Source organism: Micromonospora sp. NPDC047670, assembly GCF_043204915.1.
Classification (GTDB): Bacteria; Actinomycetota; Actinomycetes; order Mycobacteriales; family Micromonosporaceae; genus Micromonospora.
Genome location: NZ_JBIDDA010000004.1, coordinates 474,309 through 490,014 on the forward strand (window position 1 = coordinate 474,309; position 15,706 = coordinate 490,014).

Annotated in this window: 18 protein-coding genes and 2 pseudogenes; 1 reads left to right on the top strand and 19 read right to left on the bottom strand. The window is 75.3% G+C overall.

The genetic code is table 11. The annotated features are described in order from the left end of the window. Positions 1 to 2: 2 nt before the first annotated feature. On the top strand, positions 3 to 2,270 hold the full coding sequence (locus ACGF7U_RS13400; RefSeq protein WP_393106088.1) for an AAA family ATPase: 2,268 nt from the start codon (positions 3 to 5) through the stop codon (positions 2,268 to 2,270). Positions 2,271 to 2,373: 103 nt separating this feature from the next. On the opposite strand, the gene ACGF7U_RS13405 is transcribed toward ACGF7U_RS13400, so the two are convergent. The 19 genes and pseudogenes from ACGF7U_RS13405 to ACGF7U_RS13495 all read right to left on the bottom strand — a co-directional run bounded on the left by ACGF7U_RS13405 (position 2,374) and on the right by ACGF7U_RS13495 (position 15,592). Beyond that, positions 2,374 to 2,835, bottom strand: a complete 462-nt coding sequence (locus ACGF7U_RS13405) for a gas vesicle protein K (protein WP_393106090.1) — start codon at positions 2,833 to 2,835, stop codon at positions 2,374 to 2,376. Then, positions 2,832 to 3,137, bottom strand: coding sequence for a gas vesicle protein (locus tag ACGF7U_RS13410; RefSeq protein WP_393106092.1), 306 nt, complete (start codon positions 3,135 to 3,137; stop codon positions 2,832 to 2,834). Before ACGF7U_RS13410 ends, ACGF7U_RS13405 begins: the two co-directional genes overlap by 4 nt. A gap of 103 nt (positions 3,138 to 3,240) precedes the next feature. Next, the gene (locus tag ACGF7U_RS13415; RefSeq protein WP_393106094.1) at positions 3,241 to 4,080 is read right to left on the bottom strand and encodes a GvpL/GvpF family gas vesicle protein; all 840 of its coding nucleotides are present in this window, start codon (positions 4,078 to 4,080) and stop codon (positions 3,241 to 3,243) included. A 154-nt stretch (positions 4,081 to 4,234) separates the two neighbouring features. Then, positions 4,235 to 4,390 (bottom strand): annotated as a pseudogene (gene gvpJ / locus ACGF7U_RS13420) (gas vesicle protein GvpJ); the annotation flags it as partial. A gap of 43 nt (positions 4,391 to 4,433) precedes the next feature. Next, positions 4,434 to 4,793, bottom strand: a complete 360-nt coding sequence (locus tag ACGF7U_RS13425; RefSeq protein ID WP_393106096.1) for a gas vesicle protein — start codon at positions 4,791 to 4,793, stop codon at positions 4,434 to 4,436. Beyond that, positions 4,753 to 5,190 (bottom strand): gas vesicle protein GvpG, encoded by a 438-nt coding sequence (locus ACGF7U_RS13430; RefSeq protein ID WP_393106098.1) that lies wholly within the window; start codon positions 5,188 to 5,190, stop codon positions 4,753 to 4,755. The genes ACGF7U_RS13425 and ACGF7U_RS13430 overlap by 41 nt, the downstream gene beginning before the upstream one ends. 3 nt (positions 5,191 to 5,193) lie before the next feature. Continuing rightward, on the bottom strand, positions 5,194 to 5,949 hold the full coding sequence (locus ACGF7U_RS13435; protein WP_393106100.1) for a GvpL/GvpF family gas vesicle protein: 756 nt from the start codon (positions 5,947 to 5,949) through the stop codon (positions 5,194 to 5,196). Between the two features lie 214 nt (positions 5,950 to 6,163). Beyond that, a pseudogene (gene gvpJ / locus ACGF7U_RS13440) lies at positions 6,164 to 6,340 on the bottom strand (gas vesicle protein GvpJ); the annotation flags it as partial. A gap of 35 nt (positions 6,341 to 6,375) precedes the next feature. Continuing rightward, positions 6,376 to 7,587, bottom strand: a complete 1,212-nt coding sequence (locus ACGF7U_RS13445; protein WP_393106102.1) for an SRPBCC family protein — start codon at positions 7,585 to 7,587, stop codon at positions 6,376 to 6,378. Between the two features lie 2 nt (positions 7,588 to 7,589). After that, on the bottom strand, positions 7,590 to 8,021 hold the full coding sequence (locus tag ACGF7U_RS13450) for a hypothetical protein (RefSeq protein WP_393106104.1): 432 nt from the start codon (positions 8,019 to 8,021) through the stop codon (positions 7,590 to 7,592). A gap of 278 nt (positions 8,022 to 8,299) precedes the next feature. Next, positions 8,300 to 8,809, bottom strand: a complete 510-nt coding sequence (locus tag ACGF7U_RS13455) for a GNAT family N-acetyltransferase (protein WP_393106106.1) — start codon at positions 8,807 to 8,809, stop codon at positions 8,300 to 8,302. Between the two features lie 156 nt (positions 8,810 to 8,965). Next, positions 8,966 to 9,865, bottom strand: a complete 900-nt coding sequence (locus ACGF7U_RS13460; protein WP_393106108.1) for a hypothetical protein — start codon at positions 9,863 to 9,865, stop codon at positions 8,966 to 8,968. Next, on the bottom strand, positions 9,834 to 10,520 hold the full coding sequence (locus ACGF7U_RS13465) for a DUF3618 domain-containing protein (RefSeq protein ID WP_393106110.1): 687 nt from the start codon (positions 10,518 to 10,520) through the stop codon (positions 9,834 to 9,836). The genes ACGF7U_RS13460 and ACGF7U_RS13465 overlap by 32 nt, the downstream gene beginning before the upstream one ends. A 22-nt stretch (positions 10,521 to 10,542) precedes the next feature. After that, positions 10,543 to 10,938: a phage holin family protein gene (locus ACGF7U_RS13470; RefSeq protein WP_393106112.1), complete on the bottom strand. Its 396-nt coding sequence runs from the start codon at positions 10,936 to 10,938 to the stop codon at positions 10,543 to 10,545. Beyond that, positions 10,935 to 11,666, bottom strand: coding sequence for a hypothetical protein (locus ACGF7U_RS13475; RefSeq protein WP_393106114.1), 732 nt, complete (start codon positions 11,664 to 11,666; stop codon positions 10,935 to 10,937). Before ACGF7U_RS13475 ends, ACGF7U_RS13470 begins: the two co-directional genes overlap by 4 nt. Positions 11,667 to 11,946: 280 nt before the next feature. Beyond that, positions 11,947 to 12,405: a DUF3263 domain-containing protein gene (locus ACGF7U_RS13480; protein ID WP_393106116.1), complete on the bottom strand. Its 459-nt coding sequence runs from the start codon at positions 12,403 to 12,405 to the stop codon at positions 11,947 to 11,949. A gap of 221 nt (positions 12,406 to 12,626) precedes the next feature. Then, positions 12,627 to 13,643 (bottom strand): ABC transporter permease subunit, encoded by a 1,017-nt coding sequence (locus ACGF7U_RS13485; RefSeq protein ID WP_393106118.1) that lies wholly within the window; start codon positions 13,641 to 13,643, stop codon positions 12,627 to 12,629. After that, a complete protein-coding gene (locus ACGF7U_RS13490; protein WP_393106270.1) occupies positions 13,640 to 14,563 on the bottom strand; it encodes an ATP-binding cassette domain-containing protein in 924 nt (307 codons plus the stop codon). The genes ACGF7U_RS13485 and ACGF7U_RS13490 overlap by 4 nt, the downstream gene beginning before the upstream one ends. 243 nt (positions 14,564 to 14,806) lie before the next feature. Then, the gene (locus ACGF7U_RS13495) at positions 14,807 to 15,592 is read right to left on the bottom strand and encodes a DeoR/GlpR family DNA-binding transcription regulator (protein ID WP_393106120.1); all 786 of its coding nucleotides are present in this window, start codon (positions 15,590 to 15,592) and stop codon (positions 14,807 to 14,809) included. Positions 15,593 to 15,706 lie beyond the last annotated feature (114 nt).

The following is a 15,706-nucleotide window of genomic DNA, read 5'->3' on the forward strand; positions in this document are numbered from 1 at the left end:
CGGTGGCGCAACCCGACCTGACCCTGACCGCGAGCCTGCGGCCGGCGGCGCTGGACGCCCGACGCGGCATCGTCCGGCTGCACCCGGAGGCGCTCACCGCCCTGGCGCTGCGCCCGGGCGATCCGGTGCGGCTGGCCGGCCGGCGGGTGACCGCCGGCGTCGTCGTGCCGGCCGAGCCGACCGCCAGCACCGCCCTGCTCTACGCCGACGACCTCATGCTGGGCAACCTCGGGGTCCGCGACGGCGGCCAGGTCACGGTGAGCCCCCTGCGGGTCACCGCCGCCCGGCGGGTGGTCCTCGCCGGCCCGGCGCAGATCGCCGCGGTGGTGTCCCCCGAGATGCTCCGGCTGGCCCTGCTCGGCAAGGTGGTGACGACCGGGGACGACGTGTCGCTGCTGCCGCAGGACGTCCTGCCGGACGCCTCGGTGCGCAGCCTGGTGGAGGCCGCCCGGCGCAGCCTCTCCGACAGCGTCGGGTACGCCTGGACCAGCACCCTGCTCACCGTGGCCGACGCCGAGCCGGACGGCTCGCTGGTCACCATGGACACCCTGGTCGGTTGGGAGCACGGCCCGGCGACCCACGGCTCCGTCGGCGCGGCGGGCGGACCCGGCGCGGGGCCCTCCGCCCCGGCGGGTCACGGGTGGGCGGGCGCCCCCGGCGGGCCGCGTCCCGCGCGCGACGACGACGCGCGGGCGGAGGCGGAGGCCGCCCCCTCGGTGGACGAACTGCCGGGACTGCGGGCCCAGGCCGAACAGCTGACCGAGCTGCTCGACCTCGGCTTCCACCACCGGGAGGTGCTCGGCCGGCTGGGCACCACCGTCTCGCTGGGCGTGCTGGTCGCCGGGCCGGCCGGCTCGGGCAAGGCGGCGCTGGTGCGCGCGGTGGCCGCCCAGGTCGGGGCCCGGGTCTGCCCGCTCTGGGCGCCCGAGGTGGCCGCGCTGACCAACCAGGCCGCCGCCGACCGGCTGCGGGCGGCCGCGGCCGCGGCACAGGCGGACGGCCCCGCGGTGCTGCTCGTCACCGACGTGGAGGCGCTCGCCCCCGCCGACGGGCCGGGGCCGGTGGCGACCGTGTTCCGTCAGGTGGTCGCCGAGACCGTCCGGGCGGGGGCGGCGGTGGTCTGCACGACCGGGCGGCCCGAGGCCGTCGACCCGGCGCTGAGCGGGCCGGACCTGCTCTCGCTGCGGATCAGCGTCCCGCTGCCGGACGCGGCGCTGCGCCGGGAGCAGTTGACCGTGCTGACCCGGCAGGTCCCGCTCGCCGAGGACGTGCGGCTCGACGAGGTCGCCGGGCGTACCCCCGGCTTCGTCGCCGCCGACCTGGCCGCGCTGGTCCGCGAGGCCGGGGTGCGCGCGGCGCTGCGGCAGAAGTCGGCCGAGACGCCGACGGTGGCGATGGCGGACTTCGCCGCGGCGTTGGAGGTGGTCCGGCCGACCACGATGGCGGCGTCCACCCTGGAGCTGGCCGCGGTGACCCTGGACGACGTGGGCGGCCTGACGGAGGTCAAGGAGACGCTGACGGAGTCGGTGCTGTGGCCGCTGACCTACCCGGACACGTTCGCCCGGCTCGGCGTGCGGCCGCCCCGCGGGGTGCTGCTCTACGGCCCGCCCGGCTGCGGCAAGACCTACCTGGTCACCGCGCTGGCCGGGTCGGGGCGGGCGAACGTGCTCTCGGTCAAGGGGGCGGAGCTGCTGTCGAAGTGGGTCGGCGAGAGCGAGCGCGCGGTCCGCGAGCTGTTCCGCCGGGCCCGGGAGGCCGCGCCGACGCTGGTCTTCCTGGACGAGGTGGACGCGCTCGCCCCGGTACGCGGCCAGGCCACCGACGGCGGCACCACCGACCGGGTGGTCGCCGCGCTGCTCACCGAGCTGGACGGGGTGGAGACGCTGCGCAACGTGGTGGTGGTCGGCGCGACGAACCGGCCCGACCTGGTGGACCCGGCGCTGCTGCGCCCCGGGCGGCTGGAGCGGCTGGTCTACGTGCCGCCGCCGGACGGGCCGGCGCGGGCGGAGATCCTGCGCGCCTCGGCGCGTAACGTGCCGCTGGCACCCGAGGTGGACCTCGCGGCGCTGGGCGCGGAGCTGGACGGCTTCTCGGCGGCGGACTGCGCCGCGCTGGTGCGGGAGGCGGCGCTGGCCGCGATGCGGGAGTCGCTGACCGCCTCCACCGTCACCGCCGCGCACGTGACGGCCGCCCGCGCCCGGGTCCGTCCGTCCCTGGACCCGGCCCAGGTCGCCTGGCTCGCCGCGTACGCCGAGAAGCGCCCCGGCTGACGGCCGGCTCGGCGACGGCGGGGCCGGGTATGCCCGCCGGGACGCTGTCGAGCTGATGTCGTAGACGAATCGCCAGCGCGCAGGGACGCCGGGCCGGCGGGCGTCAGTCGGTCGGCAGCAGGGGGCCGAGGGGCCCCAGGTCGAGGTTCAGGTCCTCGGGCGCCAGGCCGAAGTACTCGCGCAGCCCGGTCATCTGCTCCTCCAGCGCCATCAGCGTCGTGCCGATCCGTTCGACCTGCTCCTCGGTGAGGTCGCCGAGGTCGACCCGGCGCAGCGCCTGCCGCTCCATGAGCTGACGCAACAGCTCGATCACGGTGAGCACGAGGCTGGCCAGTCCCCGCTCGACGGAGTCCCGGTCGACCGCGAGCCGCCGGTCCAGCGGCGTGACCCGGGGCGCCTGCCACCGGGTGTCGCCGAGCGCGGCGGCCAGCTCGGCCGCCTCGTCGCGCCGGCCGGCACCCCCGCCCCGACCGTCGGGGTCTCCGGCCCGACCGGCCACGCGGGCCTGTCCGGGACCGTCGGCGCCATCCGGCGCGGCGGTCGGCCCGCCGCCCGCCGCGGTCATTCGGGCGCTCCCGGCGTCCCCGTGGCGCCTTGCGGTGGACCCGCCGGGAGGGGCGGTCCGCAGCCCGGGGCAAGGGCGTCGGCCGGGGCGGCGTCCCGCAGCTCCGGCGGGGCGAGCGCGCCGACGGAGGCGACCAGGGCGCGCAGCGAGATCCGGACCAGGTCGACGTCGGCGATGGCGATGGTGATGTCGCCGCTGATCACCACGCCGGTGGCGAGGACGCGGTCCAGCAGGTCCACCAGCGCCACCGGGCGGTAGGCCAGCGGGTCGTCGGCGCTGCTCGGCGCGAGCGAGGTGGTCACCACGCGGGCCCCCGGCCGGGTTCCGGGGCAATCGGCACGCCCGGTTGCGGGGCGGTCGCCGCGCCGGCTTCCCGGGCGGTCGGCACGCCGGCTTCCCGGGCGGTCAGCACGCCGGCTCCCGGACGGTGAGCGCCGGCTCGGGCGGACGCTGCTCCGCGAAGGAGTACGGCGGCCACGGGCCGGTCAACTCCAACCGGATCTCCGGATGCCGGCCGGCCAGCGCGTCGACCAACCGGCGGAAGTCGGCGAGCGTGACCTGCTCGACCAGGTACGCCCCGTTGAGCACCATGGCGGTGGGCGCGCCGGAGAGCCGGCGGTCCTGCGGGGGGTGCCGCCGGGCGGCCACCGCGTGCCCGGCCAGGGCCGTGTGCACGGCGCAGGCCGCGTCGGCGGCGATCCGCTGCCCCTCCTCGCGGGCGGTGAGCTGGGCCCGGCGTCGCCGCAGGTACGCCGCCCCGGCCCCGCCCGGCCCGGCGGGCTCCGCGCTCCGGGGCGTGGCCCCCGGCACGACGTAGCCCTTCACGCCCCACTCGTCCCGACCGGCGAGCCGGTCCAGGACGGCGGTCAGCTCGCTCCGGCGGGTGGCGAGCTGCCCCGCCACCCGGTCGTCGTCGTGGTGCACCGTGGCCAGCCGGGCGGGCACCACCGCGCCCGCCCGGGACAGCGCCGCCACCACCGCGTGGTGCGCCCGGGCGGCGCGCTCCAGCCAGGCCAGGTCCTCCAGGTTGCGGCGCAACGCCTCCTCGCCGTACTCGGCCAGCGGGGCGGTGCTGACCACCGCGACCAGCCCGGCGGCCGGCACCGCGCGTACCGGCGCGCCGTCCATCCCGGGGGTCGCGGCGAGCAGGGCCGGGTCGGCCTCCCGCACCACGCCGTGCAGCCACACCCCAGCGTCCGGGCGCGCCGTCCGGCCGGCGGGCGCGAGGTCAGCCGTCGAGCTCATCCCACTCCTCCCTCCGGGCGGCCCGCCGGGCGACCCGGGGGCGGCGCTCCGCCTCCACCTGCTCCGGGTCGCGGGGGCCGGGTTCGACCGGGGGCCTCGCCCGCGAGCTGAGCCACGGGTCGTGCTCCCACCAGTCGATGCCGATCTGCCGCGCCGTGTCGACGGAGGCGATGACGAGCCGCAGCTTGAGCGTCAGCAGCTCGATGTCGAGCAGGCTGACGCGGATGTCGCCGGCGATCACGATGCCCCGGTCGAGCACCCGTTCCAGGATGTCGCCGAGGTTGGCCGGCTCGTGCCCGGCGGGCAGCACCTGGCCGGAGTTCTGCACCACCGGTGGCGGTTGCACGGTCATCTCAACCCACCTCGCCCTTCCCGCGCTGGTAGCGCCGCACCCGCCGGTAGCCGAGCAGGCCGCCCTCCAGGTCCAGCTCCACCTCGTAGAGGCCGAGCAGGTCGGTGGAGGCGGGGATCCGGCGATCCTCGATCACCTCCACCCCGACCAGCCAGCCGTCCCGCACCGACTTCAGCGAGGTGGTCCCCACCGGGTCGCGGCCGGTCAGCTCGACGATCTGCCGCATCCCCTCGCGGGCGGCCTCGGCGGCCGAGATCGGTTCCAGGTACTCCTCCTCGTCGTACCGTTCGTCGTCGTACCGGTCGTCGTCCGGCTCCCTGCTACGCGCCCGGCCGCCGTCGCCGCGGATCCGGTCCGCCATGCCGCTCACCTCCCTCGCCACCGTCGCGCGGCACCCGCCGCGCCCGTTCCGTGCCGGCCCGCCGTCGGGGGCCGCCGGCACCCCGGCGGGCCCCGACGGCGTCCCCGGCCGGATCGCCGCCCCGGCCCTGCTCGCCGTCCTGGACCCGGGCCCGGGGCGGCGCCGGCCGGCCGGCGCCGCCGGTCAGCCGCGTCAGCACCTGCTGCTGCCCCCGGTCCCGCTCCGCGGCGGTGATCTCCCCGGCGGCCTCCGCCGCGTCCAGCGCCTCCAGCTCGCGCCGGACGTCGACCGGGTTGCGCTGCCGCGACTCGGCCTCCCGGGCGATCACCCTGACCACCGCGGTCAGCCCGCGCACCGGCGCGTACGGCAGGGTCAGCAGCGTCCAGAGGATGTCCACCCGTCACTCCGCCAACTGGTGCGCGCTGACGAAGTCGTACGGGGCCAGCGGGCCGAGCAGGCGCGTGCGGATCAGCTCCCGGCGCTGCTCGGCGTACTCCTCGACGGCCGCCACGAAGTCGTCCTCCCGGTCCCGCTCGACCAGGAAGGCGGCGTTCGCCGCGTCCAGCTCGTTGCTCGGCGGTCGGGGCGCGCTCGCCACGACGACCGAACCGAGCGCGTCCACGAGCTGCCGGTTCTCCGCCTCGCGGCGCAGCTCGACCGCCTGGCTGATCATCTCGCCGAGCCGGATCCGCTGCGGCCGGGTGGCCGCCTCCGGCTGCCCGCGCACCTGGTCGGCCAGTTCGGCCGCGGCCGGGTGCTCCGCCAGCACCGCCGCGATCAGGTTCTGCTCGTCGTAGCGGCCGTGCACGACGTACTGGATCCGGCCCTCGAACTCGTCGAGGGCGGCGGCGAACCGGTCGTGGTGCGCCTCCAGCAGGTCGGCCACCGCGTCCGGGCCGGTGACCACCGTGCCGAAGCGCACCGGCAGCACCGGGGCCACGGCCGCCGTGCCGTCCACCAGTTCCTGGTACGCGGTCAGGTCCGCCGGCCGGCCGATCGGCTCGGTCAGGCTCACCTCGCTGACCAGCGCGGCCAGTTCCCCGTGCCGGATCGCGGCCACCTCCCCGGGCGGGTCGCCGACCCCGGCGGCGTCCTGGGTCGGCTCCACGTCGGAGGGCACGATGCCGTAGATGAACAGTCCGGTCTCCTCGGCCATCTCAGCGCTCCTCGTCCCGGCGCCGCCGGGGTCGGTCCCGGTCGCGGTCCCGGTCGGAGCCGAGTCCGTCGACGGCGTCCTTCACCGCGCCGCCGATCGCGCCGACGGTCCGGCCGATCCCGGATGCCGCCTTGCCGGCCCCGACCGCCCCGGAGGCCCCCTCGACCAGGTCGGGCAGTCCCTTCTGGTTCTTCGGGGTGATGTCGAACCGGTCGACCGCCTCGGCGAAACGCAGGTACGTCTCGACGCTGGCGATGACGATCCGGGCGTTGATCTCCAGCAACTGGATGCCGACCACGGCGACCGACACCTGGGCGTCGATCACCACGCCCTTGTCCAGCACCGTCTCGACGACGTCGGCCAGGCTGGAGCCCCCCCCACCGCGCTCCAGGGCGCCGCCGGCCTGACCCTCACTCGTCGCGATCGTCACTCGCGCTCCTCCCGTCGGCGGCGGACCACGGGTCGGCGGGGCGCCTCCGGGGCACGACGCGCCCGGGGTTCCTCGCGGGCCCGGGGCTCCTCCCGGGGCTGCGGGCGACGGGCCCGCTCCGGGGCGCGGCGACGCGGCGGCGGCTGCTCCTCCTCCTCCGGCTCCTCCTCGTCGTACTCGTCGTACTCGCCCTCGTCGTACTCGTCCTCGTACTCCTCCTCGGCCGGACGGCGGCGCTGGGGCGGCCGGCGGCGGCCGCGCTCGGCGGGCCGGCGCTCCTCGCGCGGCTGCTCCTCCGCCTCCTCCTCCGGCTCGGGCTCGCGCCGGCCGCGCTGCTCGCGCTCCTCCTGCCCCTCGCGCTCCTCCTGCTCCTCGCGCAGGGCGGTCTCGTGGTCCCTGACCACCTGCGAGTCCTCGATCTCACCGCGCCAGCCCTGCACCGAGTCCGGGTCGAGGACCGTCTGGGTCATCACGTGCCGGACGAAGTGCTTGAGTTCCAGCCGGACGCGGCGGCCCTGGGCCCGCCAGAGGTTGCCGGTGTGCTCGAAGAGCCCCTGCGGGTGGTACTCGAGCACGACCAGGATCCGGGTCAGGTCGGGCGACAGCTCGTGGAAGCTGACGGTGCCGTCGACGGAGCCCTTCTCGCCCTTGGAGCGCCAGTGGATCAACTTGTCCGGGATCTGCCGGACGATGGTCGACTCCCAGGTGCGGTGCGACCAGAAGACCTGCGCCTTCCAGGTCAGCTTCTCGTCCGCCTCGGTGTCGACGTTCTCGACCTTCTTCATGAAGCTCGGGAAGTCGCCGAACTGGGTCCACTGGTCGTACGCGACCCGGACCGGCACGCCGACCTCGATCGCCTCCACGATGTTGGTGACCTTGAGCTTCTTGCCGCCGCCCTTGCCGCCCTTGCCGCTCCTGCCGAGAGCCGCCATCACCTTCTCCTTACCGCCGGCGAGCCCGGCATGGACCATCGCCTTGACCGGAGAGCCGCCCTCGGCGAGCTTCTGCGCGCCCGTCGCGGCGGCGATCAGGCCGGGACCGCCGCCCTGCCTGGCGTAGTCGCTGAGCCGACCGGTCGCGCCGGTGATCCGCTCGGTCACCACCTGCACGGCGCGTTCGCCGAGGGCGCTCGCCAGGTTCCGCGCCTCGCCGGCGAGCTGGCCCCGGACCTTGTCGCCGAGGCCGCCGGAGTTCGTCGTGTCCGCCATGGTCACCGCCCCCGCCGGCCGGCGTCGGTGTCGGCGTCGACGTCCCGGTCCGGCCGGTCCCCGTCGTCCGACCTGTCGTCGGGCGAGTCGTCGCCGTCCGGTCGGTCGGCGGGCGCGCCGGCACCCCCCTTGCGGCGCAGCGCGTCGGCCGAGCCGCGCAGCTTGCCGCTGATCGCGTCGATGCCGCTCCCGGCGGCGGCGGTCGCGGCCGCCTTCGAGGCCGCGGCGAGCGGGCCGCCGAGGCGGCCCAGGTGGGTCAGGTGGGGGGACGACTGGAGGAGGTTGCCGCCCGCCTTCAGCAGCCCTCCGGGCTCCCGGCTCGCGCGGCCGGCCGCGACCGCGGCTGCCAGGGTGAGGGCGGTACGCAGCTTGCGCCGGCGGCCGAGCAGATAGCCGAAACCCACGGCAAGCCCGATTCGTGCTCCGCTGTTCATCTGTTCTCCTTCGCTCCCCGGAGCGGCGGCAGACACCTGACAAGCAGCGGTCCAAAAGAAATGGCTGCCGGGGATCAGCACGTGCCGGACCGCAATCAGGTGTCGCGTTCAATCGGACCCGCCGGGCAATACCCGATGACTTATCGGCGAAACATCCGCGCCATATCCCCGAACCATTTCGGAGCCCCCGAGGCGAGGCTCGCCAACCACTCAAAACGGTCAGCTAGGCCGCTACGAGCAGCGACAACCTCAGAGCGACAGGAATCGCAAAATGGTCGTCACAAGGCCGGCGGAGTCGAATCGAGGGATATCTCGGCGTGCACCCGACCCGCATCCTCGCGCAATTTCGCCCCGCACTTTTCGAGCACCGACAACGCCCCGTGATTGTCGGCGGTGGTCTCCGCGACCACGATCCGCATCCCGGCCGCCGCCGCCTCGTTCAACAACTCGCGCAGGGCCGCCGGGCCGATACCCTGGCCCCGGGCGGACCGGCCCAGCCACATCCCGGTCTCGACCGTGCCCGGTTCGTCGCGACGGCTCATCCGGATCATGCCGACCACCTCGCCCCCGGCGAGGATCGCGTACATCTGGGTGCCGGTGGGACCGTGCAGACCGGCGAAGCTCGCCCGGTGGAACTCGCGGAACGCCTCCCGACGGGCGTGCGACCAGCCGGCCGGCGCCTCCACCGGCGGCATCACGTCACCGGGCTCCGCCTCAGCCGCCGCTACGGACAGCAACGGCTCCAGGTTCCGTTCGTCCACCGGCTCCAACCGGACCGTTCCCGCCACGTGCCGCAGTCTGCCGCCCCCACCGGCCCAAGTCCACCCCATCGGGCACCGACTGGCGGTCCGGCCGAAGGTACGGGCCGGTCGGACCGCATCGTGTTCCACCTCACGCTCCGCTGTCGACCGCCCCGCAGGCCGCCGCCGCGCCCCGGCCCGGGGTCACGGCGCGTCGGTGTCGAACTCGCAGAGGACCACGGAGGCGTCGTCCGCGGGCTTGTGCCGGCGCAGCCGGTCCGGGTGCTCGCGCTCCGCGGCGCGTACCCGGTCGACCAGGGCGCCCGGACCCTCGGCGGTCACCACGTCCAGCAGCCCCGCCCAGTCGAGCAGGCCGAACTGCTCCACCACGGCCGACGCGCCGTCGCTGAGCAGCGCCGCCCGGCGTACCGCACCGGGCCCGCGCAGCGGCAGCGTGCCGGTCACCGCGTGGAACGCCGCGTCCGGGTCGGCGGCCGCCACCCAGTAGCCGTGGGTCCGGTTCATCCGTTCCCGTTGCAGGGCGACCGCCTGCCGGAACCGGGTGGCCCGGTCGGCCGACCCGGCCGGCACCGCCGCGACCGTGGCCCGCAGCTCCGCCGTCGCGGCGTCCAGCCGGTCGTCGGTGACCACGCCGACCCGGCCACCGGCGTCCAGCACCAGCGGGCTGTCGCAGAGCACCAGGTAGTCGAGGTGGTCGCCGCCGTCGCGCAGCAGGCAGACCGTGCTCGACGGGGTGCCCGGGTGGTCCAGGTCGCACTCGTCGCCGTGGTCGGACCGCACGGCCAGGATCGCCGCCGCCAGGTTGCTCGTCAGCGTCGCCGTCGGGCGGGCCGCCTCCGCCAGCCCGAGCCGGGCGGCGAGGTGCCGCACGTACCAGGACGGGCCGTGCACGCAGCCGGTGTCGAAGCCCTCCGGCACGGTCGCCCCGTCCAGCACGCCCACCAGCGGCCCGAACCGGAAGACCAGGTCCTCGTTCACCGGCCGGCCGGGAGGCGGCGCGGACGCGGAGCGTACCCGCATCGTCCGCGCCGCCCCGACCACCCGGATCGCCTCAGCGGCGACGGAGGTCGTCGGCGGCCTCATGCGCCTGCCCCTGCACCTGGTGGGCGGCCGACCGGCCCTGCTCCCGTACGGCGGACGCGCCGTGCATCGCGGTCGAGCCCACCGACTGCGCCGCGTGCTGCGCCGGCTCCCGCATGTTGTTCCGCAGGTTGTCGCGCACCTGGTGGCCGACCTGGCTGGCCTGCTCCCGCAGCTGCCCGGAGTGCTCGGCCACCTTGCCCTTGGCCTGCCCGGCCCACTGCCGTTCGGGTCGGCTGGGTGGGAGCAGCGACGAGACCAGCAGCCCGGCGCCGAAGGCGATCAGACCGGCGGCGAGGGGGTTGCCCTGCGCCTGCTCACGGGACTGCTGCCCCAGCGAGCGGGCCTCGTCCCGCACCGACACCGCGGCGTGCGACATCTGGTCCCGGGACTGTTCCCCGAACGACCGTGCCGTGCCGGCCGCCTGCGACACCCGCTCTCCGGCCGCGTGCGACATCCGCTGTGCGACACCGTGCCCGTCCGACTGCACGCCCATCACCTTCTCCCTGGCCCGGGTGAGCGCGCCACGGGCCTGCCCGACGCGGTCACCGGCGATCCGTCGCGGGTTGACCTTGTCGGCCAGCGCGTCGACGTCGCTGCTCAGTTCGTTCCGGGTGTTCTCGATCTCCCACCGGATCCGGTCCGGATCGTTGGACATGATCTGCTCCCTCCCGGCTGGTTCACCGGCCTCGCATCGCCCTCGGCATCTCCCGGGCGGTCTGTTGCGTACGCGGCAACACGGCGCGGAGTTCCTTCATCTTCGTCCGCGCGTTGGCGAGCAGGCCCCCGGTGACCGCGGCCCAGATGACCGCCACGATCAGCGCGGCCCAACCCTGGTCCATCACGTTGGACAAGCCCCACCACAGCGCGTACGACACGAACAGCACCGTGAGGAAACCGGCCAGTGCGGCGCCGCCGAACATCCCGCCGGCCTTGCCCGCCTGGGTAGCCTCCTCGCGCAGCTCCGCCTTGGCCAGTTCGATCTCCTTGCGGACCAGCGTGGAGACGTCCCGCGTCACGTCGCCGAGCAGGTCGCCGACCGACGCCTGGGTCCGCTCCTTCTCCGGGGCACTCACGGCGCCACCCCACCGGGGATGTCCGGCCCCTGCCGGCCGGGCGGCGAGGCGTTGCGCACCCGGGCCGTCCCCGTGTACGCCTCCTCGCGCGGGTACGTCTCCGTCCGCGGGTACGCCTCCTCGGCCAGGTAGGGCGCCTCGACGTCCCGCTCGTACGGCCGGGGCCCACCCGTGGTCGGCGTGGCCGCCGGCGGCGTCGGTTGCCGGCCGGCGCCGCCCCGCGCCCCGTCGCCGGAGGCGGTGAGGTTCCGGGTGAGCCGCCCGACCAGCATGCCGGCCACGGCCGCGCCGGTCAGGAAGGTGCCCGGATGCCGGCGCGCGTACGACCGCACCTCGTCGAAGACCGCCCCGGGCTCGCGTTCGTCGAGCCAGCCGGCCGCCTGCTGGGCGGCGTCGGCCGCGCGACGGACCAGCTGGGCGGCCATGCCGGAGTCCTCGCTGCGCTCCGCCATCGAGTCGAGTTCGCGCCCGATGCCGCGCAGCCCCTCGGCGGCCCGCCGCTGCTGCGCCTGAGCCTGGTCGCGCAACTGTGTGGTGGCCTCACCGGTGAGGTTGCGCGCCTGCCGCCGGGCCTCCGAGGCCACGTGTCCGCCCTGTTCGGCGGCGGCGTGCGCGATCTGGCCCCCGGCCTGGGTCGCCTGGTGCCCGACCCGCGACGCTTCCTGCCGGGCCTGTCGCCCGGTGCCGGTCGCACCGTCCGGTGGCCGGCTCGGGTTGATTCCCGTCATCGCCCGCTCCCTCCGTCGGCCCCGGGCCGCAGGGTCACGGCCCGGAACGTGAACCGGCCGCGGGACGCGGCTCGGAACGTCACCCGCCTACCCGCGCGGCTCGCCGGCATTCCGGCCCCGAGGCCGGAACAGGAACGAGAACCGGACGCCGGGTGGCCCGCCGGGGCGGAACGGTCGGACGGCGCGACAGCGGTCAGCGGCCGCTGGTGCGGGACGAACGGCCGGGGCACGACAGCCGGCCGCGACGGTTGCGGGGGACCGCCGGCAGGTGCCGGAGCGGTCAGCGGCGGCGGTTGCGGGCCCGGGAGGAACGCAGCCGCCGCAGCCGACCGACCAGCACGGGCTCCGCGGCCAGGGCCGCCGGGTTGTCGAGCAGCGCGTTCAGCAACTGGTAGTAGCGGGTGGCGGAGAGGCCGAAGGTGTCCCGGATGGCCTGTTCCTTGGCGCCGGCGTGTCGCCACCACTGCTGTTCGAAGGCGAGGATGCCGCGCTCCCGCTCGGTGAGCCCGCCGTCCGGCCGGTCGCCCGCGGGCGGGTCGACCTCGTGGGGTGGCGCCCCGGCGGCGCCGACGCCCGGCTCGACCGCCGACCGGGGTTGCGGCACGGCCGGGACCCCGGCGTCGGGGCCGGTCCGGGGCTGGGGTACGACGCCTCCCGCGCCACGCGCCTCGCCGGTCGCGGCAGCCCCGTCCGCCGTGGACGGCTCGGTGGCGGCCGGTGCGGCGTCGGCGGGCTGCATGGCGCTCCTCGTGGGCAGGCGGGCGGCACACCACGACGCCGACCGGGGGACCCCAGCCTAACCAGGGCCCACCCGGTTCGCATCGGACGACGGTGCCGGACCGTGACCGCGCCGGTTCACCGCGTGTCCGCCCGGCGGCCCCTGCGGTGCGGCGGCCCGGGCGGCGGAAGGGGCGACGGTGCGACCGGGGGCCGGGGAGAGCCCGCCGGTCGCACCGTGGGTCAGGAGATGTCCCGCCGGCGCATCGCCCAGAAGGCCGCGCCGAGGATCACCGTGAGCCCGACCGCCAGCAACACCGAGGAGTGCTGCCAGGTGATGTCCATCGTGTCCGGTTTGCACTCGCCGAAGAAGGTGGCCTGACAGGCGTCCCAGTCCTCCAGCGTCACCTTCTTCTCCATCCACGCCACGGCGTACGTGGGCAGCAGCCACGCCTCGGCGAAGCGCACCCCGGCCGTATGCAGCAGGAGGCCCAGGCCGAACTGGCCGACGACCATCAGGGCGATCACCCCGCCCAGCGCCATCGCGGTGTGCCGCCCCAGCGAGGCGAGCGCGAAGCCGATGGTCGCGGTGACCAGTGCGAGCACCAGCCCGCGCAGCCCGGTGAGGGCGAAGGACTGCCAGGCCCCGGAGGTCATCTTCGCCGTGCTCCCGCGGAAGGTGGCGACCAGCCAGAAGCTGCCGAACCAGAGCGCCGTCGTGGGCACCGCCAGGGCGAGCAACCCGGTGAGCAGCGCCGCCAGCTTGGTCAGCAGTACGGTCAGCCGCTTCGGCCGCCACAGCAGCAGGTTCATCATGCCGCCGGTGTTCCACTCCGCCCCGACGAACGAGGCGCCGACGACGAACCCGACCAGCGCCAACATGGCCGCGAGCGGCAGCAGCGTGGAGCCGAAGTTCTCGCGGAAGTCGAAGGTGGAGGGCAGGAACCACTCCGCCTCGATCGCCTCCCGGGGCGGCGGCTGGATCATGGCGCAGTCGTCGGGGTACTGACCGGGCTCGCCCGCCCCCGCCGCCTTCGCCTTCTCGCACTCCGCGCGGTACTGCTCGTTGTGGCGGACGTCCTGCTGCCACTGCTGCTCGGCGGCGCGCTCGGCCTTCGCCAGCGCGGCGGCGTCGATCTTCTCGTTGGTGAGGAAGACCCCGACCACCACGAGCGCGAGCACCACCAGGCCCAGCAGGCTCATCCAGCGGGTGAAGCGCCGCTTGGCGAGCCGGCGCAGCTCCGTACGGTAGAGGCTCACGCGCCCCACCCTCCTCCGGCGGTGCCGGGCTGCCCCGCCCCACCGACCTTCGTGGACTGGTCGACCTGCCGGTGCTGGCCGGGTACCGGCGCGGTGGCGGTCAGTTCGAGGAAGACGCTCTCCAGGTCGACGGCGACCGGGGCGAGCTCGCTGACGTAGAGGCCCCGCTCGGCGAGGAGCCGGGTCACGTCGGCCGGCTTGTCGACCCCGGCGAGCATCAGGTGGTCGGGCTGGCCGTCCACCCGGATCCCGGCGCGGGTCAGCGCCTCGGCGGCGGCCGGCAGGTCGGCGACCGCCTCCAGCCGCACCCGGACCGCGCCGGAGGAGTGCTGGGCGAGCACCTGCTCGACGGGGCCGAAGGCCACCCGCCGGCCCAGCGAGATGATGGTGACCGAGTCGCAGATCAGCTGGATCTCGCCGAGGATGTGGCTGGAGAGCACCACGGTCATCCCCGACTCGGCGAGGGTACGCATCAGCGTGCGCATCTCCCGGATGCCGCCCGGGTCGAGCCCGTTGGCCGGCTCGTCGAGGATCAGCAGCTTCGGATTCTTCAGCAGGGCCGAGGCGACGGCGAGCCGCTGCTTCATGCCCAGCGAGTAGGTCTTCACCCGCTCGCCGGCGCGGTCGCGCAGCCCGACCAGCTCCAGCACCTCGTCGATCCGCTGCGGCCGCACGTCACCCGCGCCGGCGAGCAGGGACAGCGTGTCGCGCGCGGAGAAGTGCGGGAAGAACTGCGGGCTCTCCACGATCGCGCCGACCTGGCCCGCCACGCTGGGCAGCGCCTCGGGCACCTCGTGCCCGAGGATGGCCATCCGGCCGCCGTTGGGCCGGATCAGGCCGAGCAGCGTGCGCAGCGTGGTGGTCTTGCCGGACCCGTTGGGGCCGAGGAAGCCGTGCACCTGCCCCGCCTCGACCAGCATGTCGAAGCCGTCCAGCGCGTTGCGGGTGCCGCGCCGACGACTCTTGTACGTCTTGCGTAGACCTTCGATCTCCAGGACAGCTGGCAAGCTGCACCTCCCCCGATGGGCGTATGACACGCGACACCATACGCGGTATGCAGCCGAGCGCAATACGCGGTATGCATTCGGCGCGCCGATAGGGTGAGGAGAATTGCCGCCGCCACTCGTGCGCCGGCGTCAGGAGGGGGCGCCCCTCACCTCACCTCAGGCGCAGATGACGTTGACGCCGGCGGCGCGGAACGCCTCGACCACCTCGGGGTTGGCGCCGGAGTCGGTGACCAGCGTCTCCACCCGGTCCACCGGGCAGATCCGGGCGAACGCGTGCCCGCCCAGCTTGGACGAGTCGGCGATGATCACCACCCGCTTCGCCCGGGCCACCATCAGGTTGTTCATCGCCGCCTCGCCCTCGTGGTGGGCGGCGGCGCCGAGCTGGGGGTCGATCGCGTCCACGCCGAGCAAAGCGACATCCAGGGTGACCTCGCGCAGCAGCGCCCCGCCCAGCGGGCCGACCAGCTCGAACGACTTGGGGCGGACCACGCCGCCGGCCACCACGACCTTCATCCGGGAGCGGACGAGCAGCTCGTTGGCGATGTTGAGCGCGTTGGTGACCACGGTGAGCTGGGCACCCTCGGCGCTGGTGTTCAGGTCGGGCCGGACGGCGAGGGCCCGGGCCACCTCCGTGCTGGTGGTGCCGCCGTTGAGGCCCACCACGGTGCCGGGCGAGACCAGCGCGGCGGCGGCGGCGCCGATCCGCTGCTTCTCGGCCGAGTGCTTGGCGGTCTTGTAGCGCAGCGGCAGGTCGTACGAGACACCGTTCGCCACCGCGCCACCCCGGGTCCGGGTGATCATCTGCTGCTGGGCGAGCTGGTCGAAGTCACGCCGGATGGTGGCCTGGGAGACGTCCAGCCGCTCGGCAGCCTCCTCGACGCTGACCCGGCCGCTGTCGGTCAGCATTTCGAGCAGGGCGTTCCATCTGGCGTACCGGTCCACCCCAGGGCCTCCAGTTACTGCGCGGTCGGTGATTGATTGCGTGCACAGTAGTGCGCGAAACTACGAGGGCGCAAAACCACGGCCTGCTCGATGTCGGGGCTGGTTGCCACGGCC

What these genes read in the sequence shown, in the direction of transcription:
- ACGF7U_RS13415 (WP_393106094.1), bottom strand. Translation starts at nt 4,080, where the DNA reads ATGAGCTCGACGGCTGACCTCGCGCCCGCCGGCCGGACGGCGCGCCCG.
- ACGF7U_RS13445 (WP_393106102.1), bottom strand. Translation starts at nt 7,587, where the DNA reads ATGGCGGACACGACGAACTCCGGCGGCCTCGGCGACAAGGTCCGGGGC.
- ACGF7U_RS13465 (WP_393106110.1), bottom strand. Translation starts at nt 10,520, where the DNA reads ATGTCCAACGATCCGGACCGGATCCGGTGGGAGATCGAGAACACCCGG.
- ACGF7U_RS13490 (WP_393106270.1), bottom strand. Translation starts at nt 14,563, where the DNA reads ATGCTGGTCGAGGCGGGGCAGGTGCACGGCTTCCTCGGCCCCAACGGG.
- ACGF7U_RS13450 (WP_393106104.1), bottom strand. Translation starts at nt 8,021, where the DNA reads ATGAACAGCGGAGCACGAATCGGGCTTGCCGTGGGTTTCGGCTATCTG.
- ACGF7U_RS13425 (WP_393106096.1), bottom strand. Translation starts at nt 4,793, where the DNA reads ATGGCGGACCGGATCCGCGGCGACGGCGGCCGGGCGCGTAGCAGGGAG.
- ACGF7U_RS13435 (WP_393106100.1), bottom strand. Translation starts at nt 5,949, where the DNA reads ATGGCCGAGGAGACCGGACTGTTCATCTACGGCATCGTGCCCTCCGAC.
- ACGF7U_RS13475 (WP_393106114.1), bottom strand. Translation starts at nt 11,666, where the DNA reads ATGACGGGAATCAACCCGAGCCGGCCACCGGACGGTGCGACCGGCACC.
- ACGF7U_RS13460 (WP_393106108.1), bottom strand. Translation starts at nt 9,865, where the DNA reads ATGAGGCCGCCGACGACCTCCGTCGCCGCTGAGGCGATCCGGGTGGTC.
- ACGF7U_RS13405 (WP_393106090.1), bottom strand. Translation starts at nt 2,835, where the DNA reads ATGACCGCGGCGGGCGGCGGGCCGACCGCCGCGCCGGATGGCGCCGAC.
- ACGF7U_RS13480 (WP_393106116.1), bottom strand. Translation starts at nt 12,405, where the DNA reads ATGCAGCCCGCCGACGCCGCACCGGCCGCCACCGAGCCGTCCACGGCG.